Raw genomic sequence first — 24,111 nt, forward strand, 5'->3', positions numbered from 1 at the left:
AGACCTAAACCAGCACCGCACCCGCCGATGCCGCGCCGTGCCTGCCCGAGCGCGCCCGGGCCTCCCCCTGCCCGTGGCTCGGCCGCCGGTCGGAGGCGCGGGCGAGGCCGGCCTGCTCGCGGACGTCCTGCAGAACCTGCATCAGGATCGCGAACAGGCGGTCCTGATCGGCCGGCATGCTGAGGCTGTGATCGACGCCGTCCAGCACCGTGACCGGGTAGCCGAGCCGGCGCGTGAGCCGCGCAGCCGCGCGGCCGGAGGGCGAGCCGAGATGGGCCCGCAGGGCGGGCATGCCCATGTCGCCCGCGCTGTAGACGAGCTTGATCCGCGCCCCGCGGCTGCGGAGCCGGGCGATCCGGCCGTTGACGGTGTCGCGGCCGGGCAGCAGCCGCGCGACCACGCGCGCCGCGATCGCTCGCACGTCGCGCCAGATCGCCCGCGCCACCGCCCCGAGACGGATCTCGCCGCTCAGGATCCGGCGCCAGAACCGGCCCTGCCGCGCCCGCGCCGCGTAGCTCACGGTGCCGCGGAAGGCGTCGCGGATCATCGCCTCGACGTCGGTGCCGGGCTTCAGGTCGAAGCAGAACGGGTTGACCAGGACCGCCGCCGCCGGTCGGGCGTCGTCGCAGGCCGCGCGGAAGGCGAGATAGCCGCCGCTGCAGGTGCCCAGCACGACGAGGGGCCCGGTCTGGCGGGCGGCGAGGTGGCCGAGCGCGGCGCGCACGTCGTCGACCGCCTCCTCGGCGTAGATCGGCACGCCGCCGGCGGGCTGGTCGGCGCTGTCGCCGATGCCGCGCGCGTCGAAGCGCAGGGAGGCGATGCCCGCCGCGGCGAGCCTGCGGGCGAGCTGCGCCGTCTGCCGGCCCTGGCCCGATCGTACGTTCCGGCCGGAATTGACGAAGAGCACGGCCGGTGCTCCCGGCTGGGCGCCCTGCGGCTCGCACAGGGTGCCCGCGAGACCCGGTCCGAACCGCGCGGTCTCTTCCAGCCAGCCATCGCCCGCGATGCGGCAGAAGGACGGCCTCGGCCGAATGGGCGCCGCCTGCGGCGACGCGCCCGCGCAGGCGAAGGTCCGGACCGCCGCGAAGGTCGCCTCGGGCGCCCTGGCGAAGAGCGGGTCCGAGACGAGCTGTGTGAGGTCGGGGAACTCGCCCGTCTCCACCGCGCCGCCGAGACCGCGGTAATACGCGGCGAGCGCGTCCGTCCGGGCGCCGAGCAGCAGCACCTGCGGGGGCGCGGCCCCCGGCTCCGCCACGACGTCGATCCGCTTCAGCGCGGCGAGCGTGTCCGCCCCAAGATGGAAGCTGCCGACGAGGAGCGAGCCGGGCGGCTGCGGGATGGGGGTCTTGTCGGGCAGGATGTCGAGCAGGCGCGCCTGCATCGCCATCTCGCGCAGGTAGGACTTGCCGGTGGCGAAGGGCGCCAGCAACGCGAGGCGATCGACGCCGCCCTCGCGCGCGGCGAGCGCCGCGAGCGTCGCGCCGAGCCGCAGGCCGACGAGCACGATCTCGTCCGCGCCGGCCTCCGTCCGCAGGAAGGCGATACCGCGCCGGATCGCCCGGATCGAGGCGGCGACCTCGTCCTCCTCCGGCCGCGCGTCCACCGAATCGCCCTGGCCCGGATAGTCGAGCCGCAGGGTGGCGCATCCCGAGCCCGCGATCGTCCGCGCGAGGTCGCGCCAGGACCGGTAGGCGCAGAGCTGCTCGAAGCCGTAGGTTCCGCACAGCAGGACCCCGCGACGGCGCGAGCCGGGTGCGAACCAACCGTGCAGCCCCTCGATCGCGACCGGGATCTCCGGATCCGCGCCGGGGCAGGAGGGCGTGGCGTCGGTCTGTGGCACGGGACGGCTCCGCGATCCGGTCAGGACGTGCTCAGCGCCGCGGCGCGGCGTGCCCGCAGCAGCGTCGCGAGCCGCAGCCGGACGATCAGGCTGAGGAACAGGGCGGCCTCGATCGTGTAGCGGCGCCCGAGCCGGCGCGGCTCCCGCAGCAGACGGTAGAGCCATTCGAGCCGCAGGAACCGCACGGGCGCGGGCGCCCGCACGGCGGCGCCCGCCGTGTAGTCGATGAGCGCGCCCACGCCCATCAGGAGCCGCGCGTCGATCCGGTGCGCGTGCTCGGCGATGAAGGTCTCCTGATCCGGGTTGCCGAGCGCCACCAGCAGGATGTCCGGCGCGGCCGCGTTGATCTCGGCGATCACGGCGTCGGTCTCGGCGGGCGCGAAGTAGCCGTGCCGGGTGCCGACCACCCGGTGCTGGGGATACAGCAGGGCGAGCTTGCGCGCCGCAGCTTCCGCTATGCCCGGCTTGGCCCCCAGGAGAAACAGGGTCCGCCCCCGCGCATCGCCCCCGAGCAGCGCCGGGACGAAGTCCGTGCCGTTCAGATTCTCCCGGAAGAAGCGGCCCCGGAACAAGAGCGAGCAGAGGTCGAGTCCGATCCCGTCGCTGAGAAGGACGAGGTTCTTGAGCGTCGACGCGTAGCTCGCCGAGCAGAGCGCCTTCAGCAGCATGTTGGCGTTGCAGAAGCCGAGCGCGACCTGCTGTCCCTGGTTCATGGCGGCGCGCAGTTGCTCGAACGCGGCGGCGCGGGACAGGTCGCGGATGGCGACCGCGTCGATCTCGAAGCGGTCGCCCGGCCACGTGCCGGGATCGGCTTGGGACTCGGACATCGTTCTCTCCGATGCCGCCGTAAGACGGCGCGTTGCGGGGCGGTCTGTTCCGCGCAATCTAGCCGTCCGTCGGTAGAAGAGAGCTTATCCCGGAGCTTGTGAGACTGATTACTGCGCGCCGTGGTTAATGACCTGTCGTGCCATTCCAAGGCCTTGTCGAAGACGTGATGGATGGCACCGTTTTTCGGGATGTCCTGTTAATCCCCCGCTAGCCCGGCCGGTGATACCCGTAACGGAATGGGCCGCGTCCGAGCGGTCACCCGACACGGAGACGCTGGCGTCCCGATGCATAAGCTCGTCGCAACGATCCGGCGCTCGGCCCTGTCCGGCCACTTCGCCACGGCCTTCCTCACGCGCTTCGGCAGCGCGATCCTCGGCTTCGTGACCCTGCTGACGGCGAGCCGCCTGCTCAGCACCTACGAGTACGGCGTCTACGTCTTCCTGTTCTCGATCGGCAGCGGCCTGGGCCTCGTCGCCGTGCTCGGCCAGCACAACCTGCTGCTGAAGCATTACCGCATGGAGGGGACGGCGGCGGGCGCCAACGGCGTGCTCGTGCGCCACAACCTCGTCTGGCTCGGCCGCGCGCTGGCGCTCCTCCTGGGCGTGGGCGCGGTGGTCGTCGTGGCGGAGCAGAGCCTGCCCGACCCCTACGACCGCCTCCATCTCGCCTTCGCCTTCGCGGCGGTGTTCGCGGTGAGCGAGTACCTGCAGAACCTCTTCCGCATCCACCGCCGCTTCGCCCTGGCGCTCCTGCCCCGGGAGATCGTCTGGCGGGGCGGCTGCGCGGCGGTGCTCTGCCTCGGCTCGATCGCGGGCATCCTCTACGGGGCGACGGAGGCGATGGAGCTGGTCCTCGCGCTGCTCGTCGCCGCCACCGCCTTCCAGGCCGTCCACCTCGCCCGCCTGCACGGTCCCGACCTGCGGCCGGGCGGGGCGCGGGCCGCGCCGGAGGAGCGGGCGGCCTGGCGCTCACAGAGCCTGTTCTTCACCGCCAACAACGCCCTGCACGCGGTCTCCCTCTATCTGGAGACGGTGATCGTCGGCGCGGTGCTCGGCATGGAGGAGGCCGCCTTCTACTTCGTCGCCCTGCGCTACGCGACGCTGCTGCTCCTGCCGGTTGCGGCCATCGACACGGTCGGCCTGCCGATGGTCGCGGCGCGGATCCAGGCCGCGGACTGGTCGGGGCTGCAGCGCCTGATCAGCCGCCTCTCGCTGGCGAGCTTCCTGATCTCGGTCGTCGGCGCGCTCGGCATGCTCGTGGTGGGACCCTACGCGCTGGCCCTGTTCAAGCCGGACTTCGTCGCCCATCTCGACGTCCTGCTGGTGCTCTGCATCTCCTCCGTGGCCGCCGCCTTCTTCGGTCCGGGCGTGTCCCTGCTGATGATCGGCGGCGGGGAGCGCTTCCTGCTCGTGAGCAACGCCGTCCTGTTCTCGATCTACGGGCTCGTGCTCTGCGGCCTCGCCGACGTTCTCGGCATCGTCGGGGTCGCGTGCGCGAACCTCGCGCTGACGCTCGGCTACAACCTGCTGGTGGTCGTCTGGGTGCGGCGGCGCTGGGGCATCGACAACATGGCCACGTCCATCCTGTGGTCGCTGCCGGGCACGCGCGGACGACGCGCGCCCGAGGCCGCGCCCCGGGCCCCGGTCCAGGTCAAAGCCCAGGTCGCAGCCCAGGCCGCACCGCATGCGGCGGGTTGAGCCCCTGCGCCGCGCCGCCGCGCTCGGCCTCTGCCTCGCGCTCGGCGGGGCGGGAGCGCGGGCCGCGGAGCCGGCCTGCCTGCGCGGGGTCAACCTGAGCGGGCCGGAATTCGGCACCGTGCCGGGCCGCCACGCGACCGACTACGCCTACCCCTCGGTGCGGACGATCGCGCGCTTCGGCGCCCTCGGCCTCACGGGCGTGCGGCTGCCCGTGCGCTGGGAGCGGCTGCAGCCCCGGCTCGGCGAGCCCCTCGACGCGGCGGAGCTGCTGCGCCTCGACGCAGCGGTGGTCTCGGCCAAGCTCGCCGGCCTGCGCACGGTGATCGACCTCCACAACTTCGCCTATTACGGGCCGGACCGCATCGGCACGGGCGCGGCGACGGCGGCCGCCTTCGCGGATGTCTGGCGCCGGCTCGCCACCCATTACCGCAGCGAGCCCTTCGTCGCCTTCGGGCTGATGAACGAGCCGCACGACATCCCGGTGGCGGAGTGGCTGCCGGCCGCGAACGCCGCGGTCGCGGCGATCCGGGAGGCGGGCGCCCGCCAACTCGTGCTGGTGCCGGGCACGAGCTGGACCGGCGCGCACAGCTGGGAATCCGACACCCCGCTGGGCAACAATGCCCGCACGATGCTCCACCTCGTCGATCCGGGCGAGAACGCGGCCTACGACGTGCACCAGTATCTCGACGCCGACTTCTCGGGCACCTCGGCCGCCTGTCCGCGCGGTGCCGACGCCCTGCAGGCCGTCGAGCGCCTGACGGGCTGGCTCGCGCGCAACCGGGTCCGGGCCTATCTCGGCGAGGTCGGCGCCTCGGCGCAGGCCGGCTGCCCCGAGCACTTGGCCGCCGTCCTTGCGCACGTGAACGCCCATCCCGCGCAATGGGTCGGCTGGGCGGCCTGGGGCGCGGGCAACTGGTGGCCGCCCGCCTACCATTTCCGGATCGAGCCGGGCGCGGGCCCGGTCTCGGCCGTGATCGAGGCCGCCGCCCGCGCCGCGCCGCGCTGCGGGGGCCGCCCGTGATCGGCCCGGACCGCCTCGCCGTCCTGCACGTCGTCCGCCAGTTCCTGCCGAACCGTGGCGGCCTGGAGGACTTCGTCGCCAATCTCGCCCGCGAGCAGGTGCGCCTGGGCCACGACGTCCGGGTCCTGACCCTCGACCGCCTGTTCTCGGAACCGGGCCTGCGGCTTGCGGCCCGGGAGCGGATCGACGGCATCGCGGTCGAGCGCCTGCCGTTCCGCGGCTCGTCGCGCTATCCCTTGGCGCCGGGCTTCCTCGGCCGGCTGAAGGGCGCCGACATCGTCCACGTCCACGCCATCGACTTCTTCTTCGACGCGCTCGCGCTCACGCGCCCGCTGCACCGCCTGCCGCTCGTGGCCACCACCCATGGCGGCTTCTTCCACACGCAGGCCCATGCCGGGCTCAAGCGGGTCTGGTTCCACGGCCCGACCCGGCTCTCCGCCCGCGCCTACGGCGCCGTGGTCGGCTGCAGCGACAGCGACGCGCGCCAGTTCGCCGCGATCGTGCCGCGGGGCGTGCCGGTGATCGAGAACGGCGTCGATCTCGCCAAGTTCGCGGGCGCCGCGAGCCCGGCCCCCTGCCGGACCCTGCTGACGCTCGGCCGCTTCTCGCACAACAAGCGCCTCGACCGGCTGATCGCGCTGATGCGGGCGCTCCGGGCGGAGGAGGCCGGATGGCAGCTCCGGATCGTCGGCGTGCCCTCCGACCTCTCCGTCGCGGACCTGGAGGCGCGGATCGCCGAGGCGGGCCTCGCCGGGGCGGTCAGCGTCCATGCCGGGCTCGACGCCGCCGGGGTGCGGGCCCTGATCGGGGGGGCGAGCCTCTTCGTCTCGGCCTCCGAGTACGAGGGTTTCGGCATCGCTCTGATCGAGGCGATGAGCGCCGGGCTGGTGCCGGTCGTCCACCCGAACGCCTCCTTCACGGACCTCGCCGCCCGCCATCCCGGCATCGCGCTCTGCGATTTCTCGGATCCGGACGCGGCGGCGCGGGCGGTGCGGGGGGCCTATGCGGGGCTCGCCGCGCGGGGGCATCCGCCCGCCGAGGATCTCGCCCGCTACGCCTGGGCCGGGGTCGCGGCCCGCTATCTCGACACCTACGCCGCGGTGCGGCGGGCGGCCTGACGCTCCGCTCCGATCAGGCCGCGTCGCCGATCGCCCGCAGGCTCATCATCAGGTCGGTGAAGCGGTCGCCCTGCACCACCACGTGGCCGCGCAGGCGCTCGGCGGCCGTCGCCGCGTCGCCGGAGAGGATCGCCGCCACCACGGCCTCGTGCTCGGCGAGCGACTGACCGAGCCGGTGCCGCGCCCGCAACTGCAGCCGCCGGTAGGGCGCCAGCCGTCGGTGCAGCGTGTGCGCCTGCTCGCTCAGGAAGGCGTTGCGGCTCGCCCGGTAGATCACCGTGTGGAAGGTGTAGTTCTCCGCGTAATAGGCCTCCGTGTCGCCCGAGGCCGCCGCCGCCGCGCAGGCGGCGAGCGCCGTCCGCAGCGCCGCCTCGTCCGCCGGGACGAGGCGGCGCGCCGCGAAGCGCCCGCAGGCCGCCTCCAACTCGGCCATCGTCTCGAACATCGCGAGCAGGAGGTCCGCCGAGGGTGCGCTGACCACCGTGCCCCGGCGCGGCTTGGTCTCCACGAGGCCCGTCGCCGCGAGCTGGAGCAGCGCCTCCCGGATCGGCGTGCGCGAGACGCCGAAGCGCTCGGCGAGCTGCACCTCGTCGAGCCGGGAGCCCGCGGCGAGCCGCCCCGCCACGATCTCCTCCTCGATCACCTGCCGGAGACGCTGTGCCTGGCTCATTCCAGCCGCTCCTGATCGACGCCCCTCGAGCCGCTTCCGTCGCGAATCTGCCGACGCGACTGGACCGGGACTCCATCTTAGGGATGCGTTGACAAAATATACAAGACGGTCTTTCTTCCATATCAAGTAGCGTATCAAATATACGTGACGCGCTGCAATAAATACAGATCCGCCTTTGTGCGGTGCGGGAGAAGCCCATGACGCCGACACGCCGTACCCTGCTCGCCGCGGGCCTTGCCGCGCCGGCCCTCCTCCGCTTCGGGCTGGGCGCGGCCCAGGCGGCGACCACGCTGAAGATCTCGCACCAGTTCCCCGGCGGCACGATCGACGAGGGCGATTTTCGCGATCGGATGTGCCGCAAGTTCGCGAAGGCGGTGACCGAGCGCTCGAAGGGCGCGCTGGAGGTGCAGGTCTATCCCGGCTCCTCGCTGATGAAGACGAACGCCCAGTTCGGCGCCATGCGCAAAGGCGCGCTCGACCTGTCGCTCTATCCCAGCCCTTACGCGGGCGGCGAGGTGCCGGAGACCAATATCGGCCTGATGCCGGCGCTGGTGACCTCCTACCAGCAGGCGCTCGCCTGGAAGGCGGCCCCGGTCGGCCGCAAGCTCACCGAGATCCTGGAGGCCAAGGGCATCGTCCTCGTCTCCTGGGTCTGGCAGGCCGGCGGGGTCGCGAGCCGCGAGCGCCCGCTCTACGCGCCCGAGGACGCCAAGGGCCTGAAGGTCCGCGGGGGCTCGCGCGAGATGGACCTGATGATGAAGCAGGCGGGTGCCGCGACCCTCTCGATCCCCTCGAACGAGTCCTACGCGGCGATGCAGACGGGCGCCTGCGACGCGGTGATCACCTCCTCCACCAGCCTGATCTCGTTCCGCCTGGAGGAGCTGTCGAAGTCCCTGACCTCGGGCCGCGAGCGCTCCTACTGGTTCATGCTGGAGCCGATCATGATGTCCAAGATCGTGTTCGACCGCCTGCCGAAGGACCAACAGGACCTGATCATGGCGGTCGGTGCGGAGTTGGAATCCTTCGGGCAGGAGGGTGCCAAGGCCGACGACACGCGCGTCGAGGAGCTGTTCGGCAAGGCCGGCGCCAAGGTGCAGAACCTCGACGAGCCGACGATGGGCCGCTGGCGGACCATCGCGCGCGACACGGCGTGGAAAGACTACGCCAACAAGAGCGCGACCTGCGCGGAACTCCTGAAGCTTGCGGAGCAGGTGTCGTGAGCCACGGCTTCGACGCGGCCTCCGCCGCCGCCGAGGTGCCGGCGGGCTCCGCCCCGCGCGCACCCGGCCTCCTCGGCGCCGTCGAGCACGCCATCGGCTTGCTCAACCGCCTCATCCTCGGCCTCGGTGGGCTGGCGCTCGTCGCCGCCTGCCTCGTGCTGAGCTACTCCGTCCTCATCCGCTACGTCCTGCACGAGCCCACCGAGTGGCAGGACGAGATGGCCGTCTTCCTTATCATCGGCGCCACCTTCGGCTCCGCCGCCGCCGTCCAGGCCAAGCGCGGGCACGTCGCCATCGAGGCGCTGACGGGCCTCCTGCCGGCCTCCGTCAACCGCGTCCGCCTCATCCTGGTCGACTGCGTCAGCCTCGCCTTCTGCCTGTTCTTCACTTGGAAGAGCTGGGCGCTCGACCACGAGGCCTGGGTCGACGGGCAGGTCTCGCAATCGACCTGGGGACCTCCGCTCTGGATCCCCTACACCCTGATGGCGCTGGGGATGAGCCTGCTCTGCCTGCAACTCGCCCTGCAGGTCGTCGCCGCACTGGCCCGCGGGCCGCGGGCCGCGGGCTGGGCCGAGCCCAAGATCGGCGTCGCCGCCGACATCAACCGCGACCAGCGCGCCCGCCCCGACCTCACACCGCAGGGGCCTGATCCCATGGGCACCACGGTCGCCGCAGCCAACCCCAACGCAGGAGCCAAGCGATGAGCGTGGCCGCCATCGGCGCCCTCTATGCCGGCGCCACCCTCACCGCCATGCTGTCGGGCATCCCCATCGCCTTCGCGCTGGGCGCGGTGGCGCTGGTCTTCATGCTGGCCTTCATGCCCGGCGCCTCCCTCGATACGGTCGCCCAGAACGTCTACGAGGAGATGGCCTCCATCACGCTCCTCTCCATCCCGCTCTTCATCCTCAAGGGCGCGGCCATCGGGCGCTCGAAGGCGGGCCAGGACCTCTACTCGGCCATGCACGCCTGGATGCACCGCATCCCCGGGGGGCTCGGCATCGCCAACGTCTTCGCCTGCGCGCTCTTTGCCGCCATGGCCGGCTCCTCGCCCGCCACCTGCTCGGCCATCGGCTCGGCCGGCATCCCGGAGATGCGCAAGCGCGGCTACTCGCCGGGATTTGCCGCCGGCATCATCGCGGCCGGCGGCACGCTGGGCATCCTGCTGCCGCCCTCCATCACCATGATCCTCTACGCGGTGGCCGCCGAGCAGTCGCTGGGCCGGCTGTTCCTCGCCGGGATCGGGCCGGGCCTGCTGCTCGTCGGGCTGTTCGCCGCCTGGTCGGTCTACCGCTTCCGGCACGAGTACCAGGTGGCGAAAGCCGCCTACGCGGCCGGAGGGCCGGCCTCGCCGATCCTGGCGGAGGAGCGCTACAGCATGTCCGAGCGCTTCTCGACGCTGCCGCGGGTGCTGCCCTTCGTGGTGCTGCTCACGGGCGTGATGGTGGCGCTCTACGGCGGCTACGCCACGCCCTCCGAGACGGCGGGGCTCGGCGGCCTGCTGGCGTTGGGCCTGATCGCGATCATCTATGGCGTCTGGCGCACGAAGGATGTCGGGCCGATCCTGACGGCGACGCTGCGCGAATCGACCATGCTGATGCTGATCATCGGCATGTCGCTGCTCTACGCTTACGTGATGAGCTACCTGCACATCTCCCAGGCCGCGGCGGCCGCGATCGTGGCGATGCAGCTCTCGCCCTGGCTTCTGCTGCTGACGATCCTGGCGCTGGTGATCGCGCTTGGCTTCTTCCTGCCGCCGGTCTCGATCATCCTGATGACGGCGCCGATCATCCTGCCGCCCCTGAAGGCGGCGGGCTTCGATCTGGTCTGGTTCGGCGTGGTGATGACGATCACGATGGAGATGGGGCTGATCCACCCGCCGGTGGGCCTGAACATCTTCGTGATCAAGAACATCGCGCCCGACATCCCGCTCTCCGACATCATCTGGGGCACGCTGCCCTTCGTGATCCTGATGGCGGTGGCGATCCTCGTGCTCTGCCTCGTGCCCGGCATCGCCATGTGGCTGCCCGACACCCTCCTGCCCACGACGCGGTAGGGGGCGCATCCCTCCTCCGCCCGCGGGGGAGGGATGCGCGAGCGCCTGGATCCGCTCGCCGCGATGACGCGCGGCCTGCGAGCGGGCAGGATGGGGCTTCGCCCGGCGTCCGAGCGCCGGGCGGACCCGGCCGGGTCCGGACCTGTCCCCGCGAAGGCGCCTCATGACGACACCCGATCCCGAACCGCCCGGCCCGCCCCGCTTCCTCGACGCGGGCGAGGCGGCGCTGGTGGTGGAGTTCGGCGCCTCGGTCGATCCCGCGATCAACGACCGGGTTCTCGCCCTCGACGCCGCGCTCGCCGCCGACCCGCCGCCGGGCCTCGCCGAGACGGTGCCGACCTACCGCTCGCTGATGATCCACTACGACCCGCTCGTCCTCGCGCGCGACGCCCTCGTGGCGGCAGTGGAGGACCGGCTCGCGCGGCGCGGGGCGTTGCGGGGGAGGGGGCGGCTCTGGACGATGCCCTGCTGCTACGATCCGGCGCTCGCCGAGGACATCGAGGAGGCCGCCGCCCTGGCGGGGCTCGCGGCGGCGAAGCTGGCGGCGCTGCACGCGGGGGCCGCCTACCGGGTCTACATGTACGGCTTCGCTCCGGGCTTCGCCTATCTCGGCGGCCTGCCCGAGGCACTCGCCCTGCCGCGCCGGCCGAGCCCGCGCCCGCCGCACCCGCCGGGGGCGGTGATGATCGGCGGCGGGCTCGCCGCCATCGGCACCGTGCCGATGCCGACCGGCTGGTACGTCGTGGGCCGCACCCCCGAGCGCCTGTTCGCACCGGAGCGCGCGCCCACCTTCCTGATCGAGAGCGGCGACACGATCCGGTTCGAGCCGGTGGACGCGGCCGCCTTCGCCGGCCTGGAGCGGCGGGCCGCCGCGGGCGAGGTCGTCGCCGGGAGGGCCGCGTGAGCGGGGCCGCGTCCGGGCCGCCCGTCCTGCGCATCGCCGCGGCCGGGGGCGGCGCCACCCTGCAGGACCGGGGCCGCTACGGCGCCATGCGCTACGGCATCACCCCGGCCGGGCCGATGGACCCGCTGGCGCACGCGACTGCGAACCGCGCGCTCGGCAATCCTCCGGGCGCGACCGCGATCGAGGTGGGGCTCGGCGGCCTCACGGTCGCCGCCGAGGGCGCGCCCCTCGACGTCGCGCTGGCCGGCGGCGCCTTCCGGATCGAGGGCGACGGCCGGGCCCTGCCGCCCGCCGTCGCGCTGACCCTGCGGCCCGGCACGACGCTCTCGATCCGCGCCGGGCGGTCCGGCGCGTGGTGCTACCTCGCGGTGGCCGGGCGCATCGACGTGCCGCCGGTGCTGGGCTCGACCGCGACCCATACCCGCTCGCGGCTCGGCGGCCTCGACGGGCGCGCGCTCGCACCCGGCGACGGGCTCACCGTCGCCGAGGCCCGCGCCGCCCTCGGCGAGCCGGCGATGCTGCGCGCGCCCTGGCTCGACCGGCCGCCCGGCACGATCCGGGTCGTGCTCGGGCCGCAGGACGACGCGTTCGCGCCCGCCGAAGTCGCGGCCTTCCTCGACCGCGACTGGACGGTGAGCCCGCGGGGCGACCGCATGGCCTGCTTCCTCGACGGCACGCCGCTCGTCCACGCGCGGGGGCACGACATCGTCTCGGACGGCGTCGCCCCGGGGGCGATCCAGGTGCCGGGCCAGGGTCTGCCGATCGTCCTGATGGCCGACCGGCAGCCGACCGGCGGCTACCCCAAGATCGCCACCGTGATCGGGGCCGATCTCGGCCGCCTCGCTCAAGGCCAGGCCGGCACGCGCCTGCGCTTCCGCGCGGTCAGCCACGCCGAGGCGGTTGAGGCGCGCCGGGCCGAGGCCGCCGCGCTGGAGCCGCCGGTTGTCCTGGAGCCGGTGGTGCGGACCGCGTTCAGCTCCGAGTTCCTGCTCGGCCGCAACCTCATCGACGGCGTCGTCGGCTGAGCCCGCTTCGGGTGGGGCCCGCACATCGCCTCCGGCTCGCGGCGTTCCAGTCTCGCCGCGAGGTTGCTCGGGTGAGCGAACGTATTACGCCCTGTGGGTTGCGCACGTATCGATAGATCCGTCGGTGCTCTTGCGGGACAAGGCCATGAACTTCGGAAGCCGGGCTCTCGCCACGGGATGATCGGGACCGCGGGTGCGGACGCAGCCCTGAGTCTCCAGGCTGCCGTGGCACCGCGCCGAAGCTGGCGGCCGACACCGCTCTGGGGCCGGGGATCCGACAGGCCGCCCCTCAGCCCGGCAGGAAGGCCTGCCGCCCGCCGCCCGCGACCTCCTCGACGGCGCAGCCGTAGAGCGTCGCGAGGCTGGCGCGGTTGATCGTGCGGGCGCTGGGGCCGCTCGCGACGAGGCGCCCGTCCGCCAGCATCGCGACGTCGTCGGCGTGGCGCAGCGCCTGGTTCGGGTCGTGCGTGGTGAACAGCACCGCGAGGCCCGCGCCTGTCAGCGCCCGCATCTCAGCCAGCACCCGGCCCTGGTTGCCGAAATCGAGGCTCGCGGTCGGCTCGTCCAGCACGATGAGCCGCGGGGCCTGGGCCAGCGCCCGGGCGATCAGGGCGAGCTGGCGTTCGCCGCCCGAGACCTGCGTGACCGGACGCTCGGCCAGATGCGCGATCCCGAGCCGGGCGAGCGCGGCCTCGGCCGCCGCGACGTCGGCGGGACCCGGCCCCGCGAGCGCTCGCTGGTGGGCGAGCCGCCCCATCAGCACCGTCTCGCGCACGCTGAAGCCGAAGGCCTGTCCCCCCGCCTGCGGCACGTAGGCGATGCGCCGCGCCCGCTCGGCGACGGCGTGGGCGGCGAGCGGGGCGCCCTCCAGCCGGATCTCGCCCGCGAGCGGCGGCAGCAGGCCGATGAGGGTGCGCAGCAGCGTGGTCTTGCCGCCGCCGTTCGGGCCCAGCAGCGCCAGGGCCCGGCCGGGCACGAGGGCGAGGTCGATCGCTCCCGCGACGCGCCGACCGCGATAGCCCACGACCAGTCCGCACGCCGCGAGGACCGGGGCCGCCTCCGTCACGACCATCCGCCGCGGGTGCGCGCGAGCAGCGCGATGAAGAAGGGCGTCCCGACCACCGCCGTGAGGATGCCGAGCGGCACCTCGACCGGGGCCATCGTGCGCGCGAGCGTGTCGATGAGGAGGAGGAAGCCGCCGCCGAGGAGCGCGGCGGTCGGCAGGAGGCGCGGGAAGCTCGGGCCGACGAGGAGGCGCGCGAGGTGGGGCACGACGAGGCCGACCCAGCCCACGATCCCCGCCGCGGCGACGCTCGCTGCCGTCACCAGGGTGGCACCCACCACGATCGCCGCCCGCAGCACCCCGGTGGGGACGCCGAGCGCGCGGGCCTCCTCGTCGGGCAGCGACATCGCGTTCATGCGCCAGCGGAGCGCCAGCAGCAGTGCGGTGCCGGCGAGCACCGCGAGGGCCAGCGGCAGCAGGTCACCGAGGCCGATGCCCGCGAGGCTGCCGAGGAGCCAGAAGGTGATGGCGGGCAGCTGGTTGTAGGGATCGGCGAGGTACTTGGCGAGGCCGATGCCGGCCCCGAGCAGCGAGCCGACCACGATCCCCGTGAGGACCAGGGTGAGCACCGCGTCGCCACCGCGCAAGGTGGCGCCGATGGCGTAGACCACCGCCACCGCGCCGAGCCCGCCCGCGAAGCTCAGGGCCTCGATGCCGAGGATCGGCAGCCCGAGCAGGATGCCGGCGACGGCCCCGAGCGCCGCGCCGGACGAGGCGCCGAGCAGGTCCGGCGAGACGAGCGGGTTGCGGAACAGCCCCTGGAAGGCGGTGCCGGCGGCGGCGAGCCCCGCGCCGACGAGCAGGGCGGCCAGCACCCGCGGGCCGCGCACCTGGAACAGCACCGCGCCCGTCGCGGGCGGCAGCCCGGAGGGCGTGCCCGTCAGGCCGGCCCAGAGCGCGCGGGCGAGATCGAGCGGCGAGAGCGGGAAGCGCCCGACGCCGAGCGCCAGCAGCACCGCCAGGAGAAGGAAGGCCAACGCCGCAGCGAGCCCCGCGCGCGGGCTCATCCCTGCCCCGCGAGGATGCGGGCGGCCTCCGCGGCGTCGATCGGCCGGCCGTAGAAGCGGGCGTGGAAGGCGCGGGTCTCGGCCGCGAGATCCTCCGGGAACAGGTTCGGGTAGAGGCAGTGCCCGAGCCAGAGCAGGCCGAGGAGGCGGTTCACGGAGGGCGGCGATTCGAGCCAGCCGAAGGGCAGGTGCGGCGCGAGGTGGACCCGGTCCTCCCGGACCGCGCGCAAGGACGCCCAGGCCGGATCGCCGCGCAGGCCCGCGGCGAAGCGGGCGTCGGTCGCCACGATCGCGTCGGGGTCCCAGGCGAGCACCTGCTCCACCGAGACCGTCGCCAGCCCGCCGCTCGCCTCGCCCGCGACGTTGCGGGCGCCCACGAGATCCAGGCTCTCGACGTTGATCGCGCCGCCGCGCCCCGTCTGCAGGCCGCGCGGTCCGAGCGCGGCGTAGACGCGCGGGCGCCGCTCCGCCGGCACGGTCGCGACCCGCGTCGCGACCCGGTCGAGGATCTGTTGCGCCGCCGCGGCCCGGTCCTCGCCCGCCGCCTCGCGCCGCAGGAGACGGCCGAGCACCCGGTAGGTCTCCGGCGTCCGCGCGAGCGCTCCGTCGAGGAGCGCGTAGGGCACGCCGGTCTGCGCCTCGACGCGGCGCGCCAGCGACAGGTAGGTCTCCGAGGTCGAGCCCGCGTCGAGGATGAGGTCGGGCGCGAGCGCCAGCACCGATTCGAGGTTCGCGGTGTTCCCGCGACCGGTGAGGCGTCCGATCTCGGGCCGCGCGGCGATCTCGGGCAGGAGCAGCGCGCGCTCGTCCGGGCGCAGCGCGCGGGGCCAGCCGAGGAGCAGGTCGGGGGCCAGGGTGTAGAGCAGGATCGCGGCCGGCGGCCCGGCCGGGAACACGCGGGCGACCGCGGCCGGCACGGGCAGGTCGCGCCCGGTGGCGTCGCGCAGGGTCGCGGGGGCCGCGCGCGCGCCGCCCGCGGCGAGCGCGGCCGCGCCGATGAGGAGCGTGCGTCGGGATGGCGCGCCGGGAATCCCGCTCATGCCGGGCCCGTCTCGAAATCGCCGGGCTGGGGCGGGGCGAGCGGGGTGAAGGCGCAGCGGTCGGGCTTGAGGTCGATGAGCGGCGTGCCGTCGAGGCAGTCGAGCCCCTGCACGAGGACGGTGGCGCCCTCGATCCCGACGAGGCGGGCGCGGGCCGTGCCGATCGGGTTCGGACGCACCGGCGAGCGCAGCGAGAAGGCGCCGCGCGCGCTGCCGTCGTGCCGCGGGCTCTGCAGCACGAGGTCGCGCCGCGAGCGGTCGAGCCAGTAGAGCACCTCGACCTCCGCGTACTGCTCCAGCCCGGCGAGCGCCGGGGCGAAGGGCTCGGCGATCTCGAGGCGGCAGAGCGGCCCGTCGAGCCGGCCCTGGCGCGGGCAGGCCAGCCGGTCGGTCCAGGGGGTGCGGATGGTGCCGATGAAGATGAGGCCCGCATCGGTCGCGGGCGGCAGGTCCACCGCGACCTCGCCGGCCCGGATCTCGTTCAGGCGCACCATCCCCAGCACTCCCCGATCCGGCGCGGCCGTGAGGCCGGCATCCCGGCTCGCGGTCCCGTGGGCGGCGCCTGCACGCGCACGGGTCGCCTCTATAGCCGCTCGGTCCGGCCGATGGGAAGCGCGCGGACCGGCCGCGCCGCGGGCGTGGATCCGCCCGACGTTCGCGCTCGCGATCCCGATGGTCGGGATCGAGATCACGACATGTAGTTGACGAGGGAGAGCTTCGAGAGCGTCGCGGTGACCTGATAGCTTGCCTGGAGACGGTTCTGCAGGTCGAGGAGCTTCGTGGTGACCTCGGTCGTGTCGGCCGATTCGACCCCCGCCATCGCGTTCTCCATGATGTTGCGGGTGGCGCGGTTCTGGGTCTGGGCGTTGCTCATCGCGGTGTTGGAGAGGCTGAGATCGGTCACGATCTCCTGGATGCTGGGGCTGGTGCTCACCGCCCGAACGAGCGTGGAGGCGCGGTCGGCCATGGCCTGCCACTTCGCGTTGGAATCCGGGTCCGTGCTCGCGGGCGTGCCGAGCACGACCGCCGCCATGCCGGCCAGCACCGCGCGCAGCGGCGCCTCGTTCGCCCGCGCGCCGATCTGCGCGGTGCTGCCGGCGCCGGTCTGCACCGTCGCGGTGGCGCGCGGGTCGGTCGCGGCGTCCTCGCCCCGGTACCATTGCACCGTCGTGTCCTGCGGCGTCTGCGTGTAGCCGGTCCCGGTGTCGTTGATCCGCCGGGCCGCGAGTCCCGGGATGGACGAGCCGTCGAAGAAGTCCGCCGCCGCCCGCACCGTGGCGCTGGCGGTGAGGCTCGATCCGGAGGCGAGCTTCACGGCGGCGTCGAGCGCGGCCTTGAGGTTGCCGGCGGTCGCGGCGGGGCCGGCGGCGTCGATCGCGAAGGTCCCGGGCTTATCGGGCGTGCCGCTCGCCCGCGCCGTCAGGGTGATCGAGGTCGTGGTGCCGTCGTGCAGGGCGAGCTTGAGCGTGATGCTGTCGCCCACGGCGGGCTGCGTCGTCAGAAGCCCGATCTGGACCGTCGCGGGACTGCCGGCCGCGAAGGTCAGCCGGAGCAGGGGAATCGGTTCTCCGGCCGCGTTCTTCAGCATCGCCCCGGCCGCATCCGTCTGCGCGCTCTGGACGCTGGCCAGGGTTCCCGGTGCGAGGAGACGCTGGAGCTGCGTCGCGGCGGCGGCCTGCCGTTCCGCCGCCGTGGCGCCGGGCAGAGGCAGCGCGAACGCGGTCGTATCGCCGAGGCCGGGCTGGGCGGTCGCGTGGAAGTCGATCGTCTTCTGGCTGCCGTCCGGCTGGTTCACGACAACGCGGAAGCTCTGCCCCTCCCTGGGCTCGGCATCGAAGGTCACCTGCGGCGTGACGGACTGGACGCCGGTGAGGCTGGCGCCGGACGGCAGCAGGGCTGCGAGCTTCGTGGTGTCGGTCGCGAGGTTTCCGCTGACCGGAAAGGCCGTCGTGCCGGAGGGGGCGGTCCCGTTCGTCGCGTAGTACTCGACAGACCGGCTGCTGCCGTCGGCGAGTTGGACGAGCGCGCGAAAGCGCTGGCCCTCGCCGACGGGGGCGGTGAGGTTCGCCGTCGTGTCGGCGGGCGTGTAGCTGGCGGTCAGCGCCGTGCCGGTGGTCACCGGCGCGCCCACGAGCGTGAACCCGAAATTGGCGCGCACCTCCGCGTTCGTGTCCTCGCGGAGGGTGAACGTCGTGCCGACGGGCGTCGTGGCGACGGGCGTCGTGGCGAGCCGGCCCATCCCGTCCGCCCCGAGATCGGCATTCCGCTGCTGCTCGACGAGCTTGGCGACCCCGGCCCTCGTGCCGTCCCCGTTGAGCATCGTCTGCGTATCGACGACCGGCTCCGTCTCGCTGTCGCGGCCGCCGAAGATGTAGATGCCGGCACCCGTCTGGTTCAGGGCGTCGACCGCGGCGTCGAGGCCGTTGCGGGCGAGCGTCGCGCTGTTGATCGTGCCGCTGGAGCTGCGCACGAGGCCGTTTGCGAGGTTCGATTTCAGCTCGGTGCCGAAATTGATCACCGCCGTGAGGCTGCTGGTGGCGAGCTGGGCGCGGGTCTGGCCGTAGCCGATCGCCGCGTCGTAGCCGTCGAGCGCGCTCAGCGTCGCGTGCGCCGTGAGGCTGGTGGTGCGCCCGACCCCCAGACCCCCGTAGGTCTCGGCTGTGCGCCCCGTCGAGAGCTGCGTCGTGAGCGTGCCGAGCTGGTTCTTGAGGTCGAGGATCTGCTGCGTGTTCCGCTGCGTCACGTAGGCGCCGGCGGCGTAGGGGCGGAGCGTGGTCATGCGCTACATCCGGAGCAGGGTATCGAGCATGTCGCGCGCAGCGGTGAGCACGCGCGCGTTGGCGGTGTAGGCCTGCTGCAGGGCGATGAGGTTCGACATCTCCTCGTCGATGCTCACCGCAGCGCCCTCCGCGAAGCGGCTCTGCGCCGCCGAGAGGGCGACGCCCTGGCCGCTGTCGATGGTCTGGGCCTGCGCCGAGGCCGAGCCCTGCGCGGCGATCACGTCCTGGGCGAACTTGACCAGCGTGGTGCTGTAGGGGGCCGCGAGGCCGCCGATGCCGCTCGAGGACGAGAAGGTCCGCTCGGTCTGCGTCAGCGCGCCGTAGGCGAAGTTCGCCCGCGTCGCGTCGGCGCCCGTGGCGCTTCCGCCCAGGGCGGTCAGCACCGCGGTGTCCGCCTTCACGACCGGGTTGACGGCCAGGCGCTGCGCGAAGCCCGTGCGCTGGGCGCCGTTGTCCAGGGAATCGGTGAACAATCCCTTGGCGCTGCCGTCCACGAACAGCGCGAATTCCGGGTAGGTCTGCGCGTCCGAGATCGATTGCGGGACCGTGACGCTCGCCGTGCCGCCGACCACCCGCCAGCCCGTGCCGCCCGACAGGGTGAGCGCGCCCGCGGTCCCGGCCGCGTCGAGGCTCGGGACGGCGGCGGCGGGGTAGCCGCGCGCGGTCGCCGCGTCCGAGAGGCCGCCGAGCGCGTCCTTGATCGCCTGGAGGGAGGGCGGCGTGCCGGGCGTGATCCGGACGGTCTGGACGAAGGCGGTGGCGTCGTCGCTGAGGGCGGCGGCCTGGGGTTTGGAGTCGAACGCCGAGGCGACCAGGATGACGTTGCGGCTGGCGCCGTCCGGGCCCGTGACCTGCAGGGTGATCCGGTCGCCCGGCTGCTTCATGCCGGAGAGGTCGAGCGTCGTCTCCTCCCGGTTCGTGAGCGGGTTCGTCGCGACCGTGCCGGCGACCGTCCGCCCGGTGGTGGCGGTGGCGAGGCCCGCCGCGAGATCGTCCAGGCGGCGCTGCGCCTGGGGCAGGAGGGTGTCGCGCAGTTCGAGATTCGCCGCGATCGTGCCGGCGGAGAGCCGGCCCTCGTCGCTCAGCGCGATCCGGGCCCCGCCCGGCAGGGTGGCGATCAGCGTGCCGACGCTGCGCGTCTCGGGCGGGTCGTAGCTGGCATTCGCGGTGAGCGTCGGACGCCCGTCGAAGCTCAGGCCCGCGGCGACCCCGCGATCGACCAGGGTGATGCCCGAGGCGGTCATCACCGTTGCGGACCCGTCGCGCTCGCTCGTGACGCGCAGGTCCATGTAGCCGGCGAGCTTGTTGATCTGCTGGTCGCGCTGGTCCTCCAGCGCGGCGCGGGTGCCGCCGTCCCCCGCCGTCTGCACCTGCACGTTCAGCCGGGCGATGCTGTCGAGGAGCGCGTTCGCGTCCTGCACCTGGCCGGTCAGCGTGTTCTCGATGCCGGTGCGCAGGTCCTGCACGCCCTGCGCGATGCCGCCGATCTTGGTGGCGAGCGCCTGGGCGGCATCGACGACGCTGCTGCGCGCCGCTGCCGAGGTCGGGTTGATCGCCAGCGTCTGCAGCGACTGCGTGTAGCCGTTGAGCACGCCGTCGAGCGCCGTGGCGTCGCCGGGCACGCCGTAGAGCTTCTCGAGCTGTCCGAGGATGTCGGCCTTGGTGCCGGTGTAGCCGGAGCCCGCCGTCTCCAGGCGCAACTGCTTCAGGGCGGCGAGGTCGAAATTGCGCGTGATCGCGCCGGTCGCCACCCCGGCATTGTTGAGGCCCTGGGCGACCGGGCTCGTGCTGCGCTTGACGTAGCCCGCCGTACCCGCGTTGGCGACGTTCTGCGAGACGAGGGCGATCGAGGCCTGCGTCGCCCGCAGGCCGGCCGTCGCCGTGTTGACCGCGTCGAGTCCCATCGCCTCCGCTCCCGTCGCCCGCCCTCAAGCCTGCCGCAGGATCAGCGGACGATGTTGATGAGGTCGGACATCATCTGCTGGGCGGTCGACATGACGCGCGTGTTCGCAGAGTAGGCCTGCTGCGTTACGATCATCTTAGAGAACTCGTCGGCGATGTCGGTGTTCGACTGCTCGACGCTGCCGCCCTGGATGCTCGACCCGACGAGGCCCGCCAGCGGCGGCCCGGAATCGTCGGTGGCCTTGTAGTTGCCCTGCGAATCCGGGCTCAGGCCGTCCGGGTTGGTGAAGCGGGCGATCGCCACGCTCGCCAGCGTGACCACGGACCCGTTCGAGAACGTGCCGACGATCTTGCCCTCGGAGGTGATCGACACGTCGTTGATGGTGCTGACGCCGTAGCCGTCCTGGCTCAGGGCATCCGTGCGCACGTCGCCGGTCGAGGAGGCGAACTGGGTCAAGGTCGAGGCATTAAATTTGATGTTGACGCTGCCGACGTCGCCGCCGTTGATCTTCATGTTGTTGATCGGCAGGATGCCGTCGGCCGGCTGGATCAGCTTGCCCGAACCGTCGAAGGTCACCGCCGTCCCGGCATTGATCCAGGTCGTGTCGCTCTCCGCCTTCGTCGTGTCGGCGGCGTAGAACAGGTTCCAGACCGCGTCCTTCTTCGGCGGTGTGTTCGACGGACCGGCCTCCTGGGCGTCCTGGACCTTGGCCCAGCGCGTATTGAGCGACAGGGGCGCCCCCGTGCCGCTGTACACGGTGATCTTCGGTCCCGAGACGCTGCCGTCGATGAAGTTCGAGACGGCTTTCGGATCTGCGGTGCTGTTGGCGATGGAGAGCGGCGTCGCTGAAGTCTTGCCTTCGCCGGCATTGGTGGGAATGACGACCTGCGTGGCGAGGGCGGTCGCCTTCGCGGCGTCGGTGGCACCGTTCGCCTGGTACAGGTAGTTCTTCGTGATGGCGGAGGTCGCCGTCACCGGCGCGAGCGGCAGGTTCGCGCCGTAATTGATCGTGTTGGTCTTCTTCGCGGCCAGCGTGGTCTGCGCGAGCTTGATCGGCTGCTGCGTGCTGGACTGGCCGGTGGCGGGATCGATGTTCTGGCCGAGCAGGTAGGCGCCCCCGCCGTTGACGAGGTAGCCTTCCTTGTCGATCGAGAAGTCGCCGCGGCGCGTGAAGATGTCGGTGCCCGTGAAGGCGGTCTGACCGTTGGCGTCGCCGGTGCGCTTCTGCACCACGAAGAAGCCGTCGCCCTGGATCGCCATGTTGGTCGGCGTCTGCGTCGCGATGACGTTGCCCTGCATCGCGTTGGTGAGCCGCGCCTGCGCGAAGACGGAGCCCGCCGATTCACGGCCCGGAGTCTGGTCCGCGATCAGGTCCACGAAACTCGTGTCGATGCGCTTGTAGCCCGTCGTCTGCGAGTTCGCGATGTTTCCCGAGATGTTGCCGATGGCGTAGGACTGCGATTTGAGTCCGGAGACCGACGTCTGCAGTGCGGAAAAGATGTCCACGACCGGTGATCTCCGAGCTGTATGCCACTGTCGAGGAGCAGTGATACCAAGATCCGTACCAGACCCTAACCTGTTGTAATATTTGGCACGAGCATCGGGCGGTCGACGAGACGGGCCGCGTGGGCCGGCAGAATCTGCCGATCGCTCGGCTGAATTGACCTGTCCGTGCAGCGGACGCGCGATGCCGTGCCGAGGGTTGAGCGGGCACCGCACGCCTGCGCCGCGGCTGGCGCGGCCTTCGCGCCCACGCGAGGCCGCGACCAGGTTCGCGCGGGAGACCGGCGCGGCGCCGCGGCGGTCCTTGGGCCCATGCGAGGTTCGGCTCGGGGGCGACGGCGATCTCGGGAACGACACGCTCTTCGGCAAGCGGACGGCAACGTCATTGACCGAGGCCAGGACGCCGACATCCTCTCCGGTGGTGATGGCAGCGACATCCCGTGCGGCGGCCAGGCCAGGAGCGCCGACCAGGGCTTCATCGCGAGCTGAACCCACCGGACCGCCCATAGCCGGTTCGTGCCGGGCGCGTGCCGGTAGGCGACGGGCCGGAGCCCCGCGCCGGCCGGCGCGTTCTCCTCCATCGCCGCCAGGTCGAGGGAGCGCATCGTGTACAGAGTGAGAGGTACGGATCCGCGCGGACGGACCATGACCTTCGCCTGTGGAACCGACGAGCAGGCGATGGAGAAGACCTGGGAGCTGCAGCGGCGCGGCTTCCGCGATGTCGTGGTGTTGGACCCGAGCGGCCGGGAACTGAGCGCGGTCGCCTTCGAGCGGTCCCTGGATATCGACTGGGATTGAGCGGGGCCTTCGCCCGGTGCGCTCGCCGGGCGACACACTACCCTTGGTTGGGCGCGCGGCATCGAGACCCTGATCATCTGCGGCGTGACGACGGAGGTCTGCGTGCACACCACGGTGCGCGAGGCCAACGACCGCGGCTACCGCTGCCTCGTCGTTGCGGATGCCTGCGCGTCGTAAAATCCGGCCTTCCACGAGGCCGCCCTGGCGATGATCACCGCGCAGGGCGGCATCTTCGGCTGGGTCTCTCCCGCGCGGCTCCGGTGATCGCCGCCCTCGCGCCCCGGTGACCCGGCCGCGCGTGGGGCGGCAACCGAGGCGTGCCCGGTCCTGATTTTTCACCGTTGGGGCGGCAGGGGCACATCGGCGCCGATCATGCATCTGATACGAGCCGGCCCCGGGACCCGCCGTGCGAGAGGATGCGCGTCAGCGATGAGAGAGGGTGAGAGGAGCCCCCCGACCAACCGCGTGGGAGCGATCTGCCGGTCCCTTCGCCGGGCCATCGTGGAGAGAGCCCTGACCCCCGGGGACCGCCTGCCCGAGGACGCGCTCGGCGAGCGGTTCAGCGTCAGCCGCACCATCGCCCGGCAGGCGCTCGGCCAACTGGCGGGCGAGGGGCTGGTCGAGCTCCGCCGGAACCGCATCGCCGTGGTCGCGAGCCCGAGCTGGGAGGAGGCGCGCGACACCTTCGACGTGCGCATCAGCCTGGAGCGCCTCGTGGTCCAGCGGTTGGCCGACCGGCTCAGTCCCGAGCAGCGGGCCGCGCTCGAAGCGCATATCGCCGGGGAGGAGCGGGCGAGCGGGGGCCCGGACGCGGCCTCGATCCGGCTCGCCACGGAGTTCCACCTGCTCCTGGCCGAGATGACCGGAAGTCCCGTGCTCAACCGTTACGTCGCGGAACTCGGCTACCGCTGCGCCCTGATCCTGTCGCTCTACAGCCGGCCGCACTCGTCGGACTGCGCGGTGAGCGAGCACAGGGAGATCGTGGCGGCGCTCGTCGCCGGCGATGCCGGGCGCGCTGTCGCCCTGATGGACCACCACCTCGACGCGGTGGCGGAGCGGGCGCGCATCCTCGACGAACCCCGGCGCGAGCGCGACCTCATCCGCCTGCTCGCCCCCTACGTCGAGGGCTGATGCTCAGGCCGGCACGCCCTGCCGCTCGAGCATCCGCTCGGCGCTGTCGTTCCAGACCTCCATGGAGACGATCAGCCCGTCCCGCACGGTGAAGCGATCGACGTAGCGGTTGCCCTCGAACGCGGTGCCGTCCGGCCACGCGCCGTAGAGCGTGCCGAGGCTGTAGACCGTGGTGACGCCCTCGCCCGGCACGACGTCGAGCCGCTCCATCCGCTTCTTCACCCAGGCGTAGCGGCCGGCGTTGAAGGCCGTCACCTCGCGCGGATGACGGAACACCCGGCCTCCGGTGAAGACGATCGCGATGCCGGGCATCATGTAGCGCGCGGCGGTCTCGGGATCGGGGACCATCGAGGCTTCGAGATACTGCGTCACCGCCGCCGCGTCGCGCGCGGCCGCCGCTTCCTTCGCGTCCATGCCGATCTCCTCCATCGCGCTCCGGCGACACGCAACGAAGATGCCGGAACTACCTGAGAGCTGCATGCAGAAAGTGTATGCACTTTGGCGCGCGTT

General features: G+C 72.8%; 21 protein-coding genes and 1 pseudogene. 11 read left to right on the plus strand and 11 right to left on the minus strand.

Annotated elements, in window-relative coordinates:
• Positions 1-4: 4 nt before the first annotated feature.
• On the minus strand, positions 5-1,840 hold the full coding sequence (locus tag DK427_RS07005) for a serine aminopeptidase domain-containing protein (protein ID WP_245930828.1): 1,836 nt from the start codon (positions 1,838-1,840) through the stop codon (positions 5-7).
• A 20-nt stretch (positions 1,841-1,860) separates the two neighbouring features.
• The gene (locus tag DK427_RS26985) at positions 1,861-2,667 is read right to left on the minus strand and encodes a WecB/TagA/CpsF family glycosyltransferase (protein ID WP_109950631.1); all 807 of its coding nucleotides are present in this window, start codon (positions 2,665-2,667) and stop codon (positions 1,861-1,863) included.
• Between the two features lie 285 nt (positions 2,668-2,952).
• On the opposite strand from DK427_RS26985, the gene DK427_RS07015 reads away from it, so the two are divergent.
• Genes DK427_RS07015 through DK427_RS07025 form a run of 3 tightly spaced genes read left to right on the plus strand, consistent with a single transcriptional unit; the run spans position 2,953 to position 6,504 of the window.
• A complete protein-coding gene (locus DK427_RS07015; protein WP_162559719.1) occupies positions 2,953-4,365 on the plus strand; it encodes a lipopolysaccharide biosynthesis protein in 1,413 nt (470 codons plus the stop codon).
• Positions 4,352-5,386, plus strand: coding sequence for a glycoside hydrolase family 5 protein (locus DK427_RS26990; protein WP_109950633.1), 1,035 nt, complete (start codon positions 4,352-4,354; stop codon positions 5,384-5,386). The genes DK427_RS07015 and DK427_RS26990 overlap by 14 nt, the downstream gene beginning before the upstream one ends.
• Entirely contained in the window at positions 5,383-6,504 is a 1,122-nt protein-coding gene (locus DK427_RS07025) for a glycosyltransferase family 4 protein (protein ID WP_245930829.1), read from the plus strand. The genes DK427_RS26990 and DK427_RS07025 overlap by 4 nt, the downstream gene beginning before the upstream one ends.
• Positions 6,505-6,517: 13 nt before the next feature.
• Here the strand turns inward: DK427_RS07025 and DK427_RS07030 are convergent, their stop codons facing one another.
• Positions 6,518-7,174, minus strand: coding sequence for a GntR family transcriptional regulator (locus tag DK427_RS07030; RefSeq protein WP_109950635.1), 657 nt, complete (start codon positions 7,172-7,174; stop codon positions 6,518-6,520).
• 197 nt (positions 7,175-7,371) lie between these two features.
• Between DK427_RS07030 and dctP the strand changes: the two genes are divergently transcribed.
• From dctP to DK427_RS07055, 5 genes are all read left to right on the plus strand, one after another.
• Positions 7,372-8,394: a TRAP transporter substrate-binding protein DctP gene (dctP, locus tag DK427_RS07035; protein ID WP_109950636.1), complete on the plus strand. Its 1,023-nt coding sequence runs from the start codon at positions 7,372-7,374 to the stop codon at positions 8,392-8,394.
• Positions 8,391-9,098: a TRAP transporter small permease gene (locus tag DK427_RS07040; protein WP_109950637.1), complete on the plus strand. Its 708-nt coding sequence runs from the start codon at positions 8,391-8,393 to the stop codon at positions 9,096-9,098. Before dctP ends, DK427_RS07040 begins: the two co-directional genes overlap by 4 nt.
• Positions 9,095-10,447, plus strand: coding sequence for a TRAP transporter large permease (locus tag DK427_RS07045; RefSeq protein WP_109950638.1), 1,353 nt, complete (start codon positions 9,095-9,097; stop codon positions 10,445-10,447). Before DK427_RS07040 ends, DK427_RS07045 begins: the two co-directional genes overlap by 4 nt.
• 163 nt (positions 10,448-10,610) lie before the next feature.
• Positions 10,611-11,351: a 5-oxoprolinase subunit B family protein gene (locus tag DK427_RS07050; protein ID WP_109950639.1), complete on the plus strand. Its 741-nt coding sequence runs from the start codon at positions 10,611-10,613 to the stop codon at positions 11,349-11,351.
• Positions 11,348-12,376: a 5-oxoprolinase subunit C family protein gene (locus DK427_RS07055; protein ID WP_109950640.1), complete on the plus strand. Its 1,029-nt coding sequence runs from the start codon at positions 11,348-11,350 to the stop codon at positions 12,374-12,376. Before DK427_RS07050 ends, DK427_RS07055 begins: the two co-directional genes overlap by 4 nt.
• 289 nt (positions 12,377-12,665) lie before the next feature.
• Here the strand turns inward: DK427_RS07055 and DK427_RS07060 are convergent, their stop codons facing one another.
• The 7 genes from DK427_RS07060 to DK427_RS07090 form a co-directional block, all read right to left on the minus strand.
• Positions 12,666-13,442 (minus strand): ABC transporter ATP-binding protein, encoded by a 777-nt coding sequence (locus DK427_RS07060; protein WP_425452564.1) that lies wholly within the window; start codon positions 13,440-13,442, stop codon positions 12,666-12,668.
• Entirely contained in the window at positions 13,439-14,446 is a 1,008-nt protein-coding gene (locus DK427_RS07065) for a FecCD family ABC transporter permease (protein WP_109950642.1), read from the minus strand. Before DK427_RS07065 ends, DK427_RS07060 begins: the two co-directional genes overlap by 4 nt.
• Complete coding sequence (locus DK427_RS07070; RefSeq protein WP_109950643.1) at positions 14,443-15,486, minus strand: iron ABC transporter substrate-binding protein; 1,044 nt, start codon at positions 15,484-15,486, stop codon at positions 14,443-14,445. The genes DK427_RS07065 and DK427_RS07070 overlap by 4 nt, the downstream gene beginning before the upstream one ends.
• Positions 15,483-15,980 carry a tRNA (N6-threonylcarbamoyladenosine(37)-N6)-methyltransferase TrmO gene (gene tsaA, locus DK427_RS07075; protein WP_109950644.1) on the minus strand — a complete coding sequence of 166 codons (498 nt, stop codon included), beginning with the start codon at positions 15,978-15,980 and terminating at the stop codon, positions 15,483-15,485. Before tsaA ends, DK427_RS07070 begins: the two co-directional genes overlap by 4 nt.
• Positions 15,981-16,174: 194 nt before the next feature.
• Positions 16,175-18,265, minus strand: coding sequence for a hypothetical protein (locus DK427_RS07080; protein WP_109950645.1), 2,091 nt, complete (start codon positions 18,263-18,265; stop codon positions 16,175-16,177).
• A 3-nt stretch (positions 18,266-18,268) separates the two neighbouring features.
• Positions 18,269-20,170 carry a flagellar hook-associated protein FlgK gene (gene flgK, locus DK427_RS07085; RefSeq protein WP_109950646.1) on the minus strand — a complete coding sequence of 634 codons (1,902 nt, stop codon included), beginning with the start codon at positions 20,168-20,170 and terminating at the stop codon, positions 18,269-18,271.
• A 41-nt stretch (positions 20,171-20,211) separates the two neighbouring features.
• A complete protein-coding gene (locus tag DK427_RS07090; protein ID WP_342772543.1) occupies positions 20,212-22,179 on the minus strand; it encodes a flagellar hook protein FlgE in 1,968 nt (655 codons plus the stop codon).
• Between the two features lie 99 nt (positions 22,180-22,278).
• Between DK427_RS07090 and DK427_RS07095 the strand changes: the two genes are divergently transcribed.
• From DK427_RS07095 to DK427_RS07105, 3 genes and pseudogenes are all read left to right on the plus strand, one after another.
• Positions 22,279-22,470, plus strand: coding sequence for a hypothetical protein (locus tag DK427_RS07095; protein WP_109950648.1), 192 nt, complete (start codon positions 22,279-22,281; stop codon positions 22,468-22,470).
• 51 nt (positions 22,471-22,521) lie between these two features.
• Positions 22,522-22,716, plus strand: a pseudogene (locus DK427_RS07100) (cysteine hydrolase family protein); the annotation flags it as partial.
• A 183-nt stretch (positions 22,717-22,899) separates the two neighbouring features.
• Positions 22,900-23,601, plus strand: a complete 702-nt coding sequence (locus DK427_RS07105) for a GntR family transcriptional regulator (protein ID WP_109950649.1) — start codon at positions 22,900-22,902, stop codon at positions 23,599-23,601.
• Between the two features lie 3 nt (positions 23,602-23,604).
• Here the strand turns inward: DK427_RS07105 and DK427_RS07110 are convergent, their stop codons facing one another.
• The gene (locus tag DK427_RS07110) at positions 23,605-24,015 is read right to left on the minus strand and encodes a nuclear transport factor 2-like protein (protein WP_109954051.1); all 411 of its coding nucleotides are present in this window, start codon (positions 24,013-24,015) and stop codon (positions 23,605-23,607) included.
• Between the last annotated feature and the right edge of the window lie 96 nt (positions 24,016-24,111).

This window comes from Methylobacterium radiodurans (assembly GCF_003173735.1).
GTDB lineage: Bacteria > Pseudomonadota > Alphaproteobacteria > Rhizobiales > Beijerinckiaceae > Methylobacterium > Methylobacterium radiodurans.

Coding starts and splice junctions, on each gene's coding strand:
- DK427_RS26990 (WP_109950633.1), top strand. CDS start 4,352: ATGCGGCGGGTTGAGCCCCTGCGCCGCGCCGCCGCGCTCGGCCTCTGC.
- DK427_RS07065 (WP_109950642.1), bottom strand. CDS start 14,446: ATGAGCCCGCGCGCGGGGCTCGCTGCGGCGTTGGCCTTCCTTCTCCTG.
- DK427_RS07070 (WP_109950643.1), bottom strand. CDS start 15,486: ATGAGCGGGATTCCCGGCGCGCCATCCCGACGCACGCTCCTCATCGGC.
- DK427_RS07030 (WP_109950635.1), bottom strand. CDS start 7,174: ATGAGCCAGGCACAGCGTCTCCGGCAGGTGATCGAGGAGGAGATCGTG.
- DK427_RS07110 (WP_109954051.1), bottom strand. CDS start 24,015: ATGGACGCGAAGGAAGCGGCGGCCGCGCGCGACGCGGCGGCGGTGACG.
- DK427_RS07015 (WP_162559719.1), top strand. CDS start 2,953: ATGCATAAGCTCGTCGCAACGATCCGGCGCTCGGCCCTGTCCGGCCAC.
- DK427_RS07050 (WP_109950639.1), top strand. CDS start 10,611: ATGACGACACCCGATCCCGAACCGCCCGGCCCGCCCCGCTTCCTCGAC.
- DK427_RS07080 (WP_109950645.1), bottom strand. CDS start 18,265: ATGACCACGCTCCGCCCCTACGCCGCCGGCGCCTACGTGACGCAGCGG.
- DK427_RS07090 (WP_342772543.1), bottom strand. CDS start 22,179: ATGGGCGGTCCGGTGGGTTCAGCTCGCGATGAAGCCCTGGTCGGCGCT.
- DK427_RS07045 (WP_109950638.1), top strand. CDS start 9,095: ATGAGCGTGGCCGCCATCGGCGCCCTCTATGCCGGCGCCACCCTCACC.
- flgK (WP_109950646.1), bottom strand. CDS start 20,170: ATGGGACTCGACGCGGTCAACACGGCGACGGCCGGCCTGCGGGCGACG.
- dctP (WP_109950636.1), top strand. CDS start 7,372: ATGACGCCGACACGCCGTACCCTGCTCGCCGCGGGCCTTGCCGCGCCG.
- tsaA (WP_109950644.1), bottom strand. CDS start 15,980: ATGGTGCGCCTGAACGAGATCCGGGCCGGCGAGGTCGCGGTGGACCTG.
- DK427_RS26985 (WP_109950631.1), bottom strand. CDS start 2,667: ATGTCCGAGTCCCAAGCCGATCCCGGCACGTGGCCGGGCGACCGCTTC.
- DK427_RS07105 (WP_109950649.1), top strand. CDS start 22,900: ATGAGAGAGGGTGAGAGGAGCCCCCCGACCAACCGCGTGGGAGCGATC.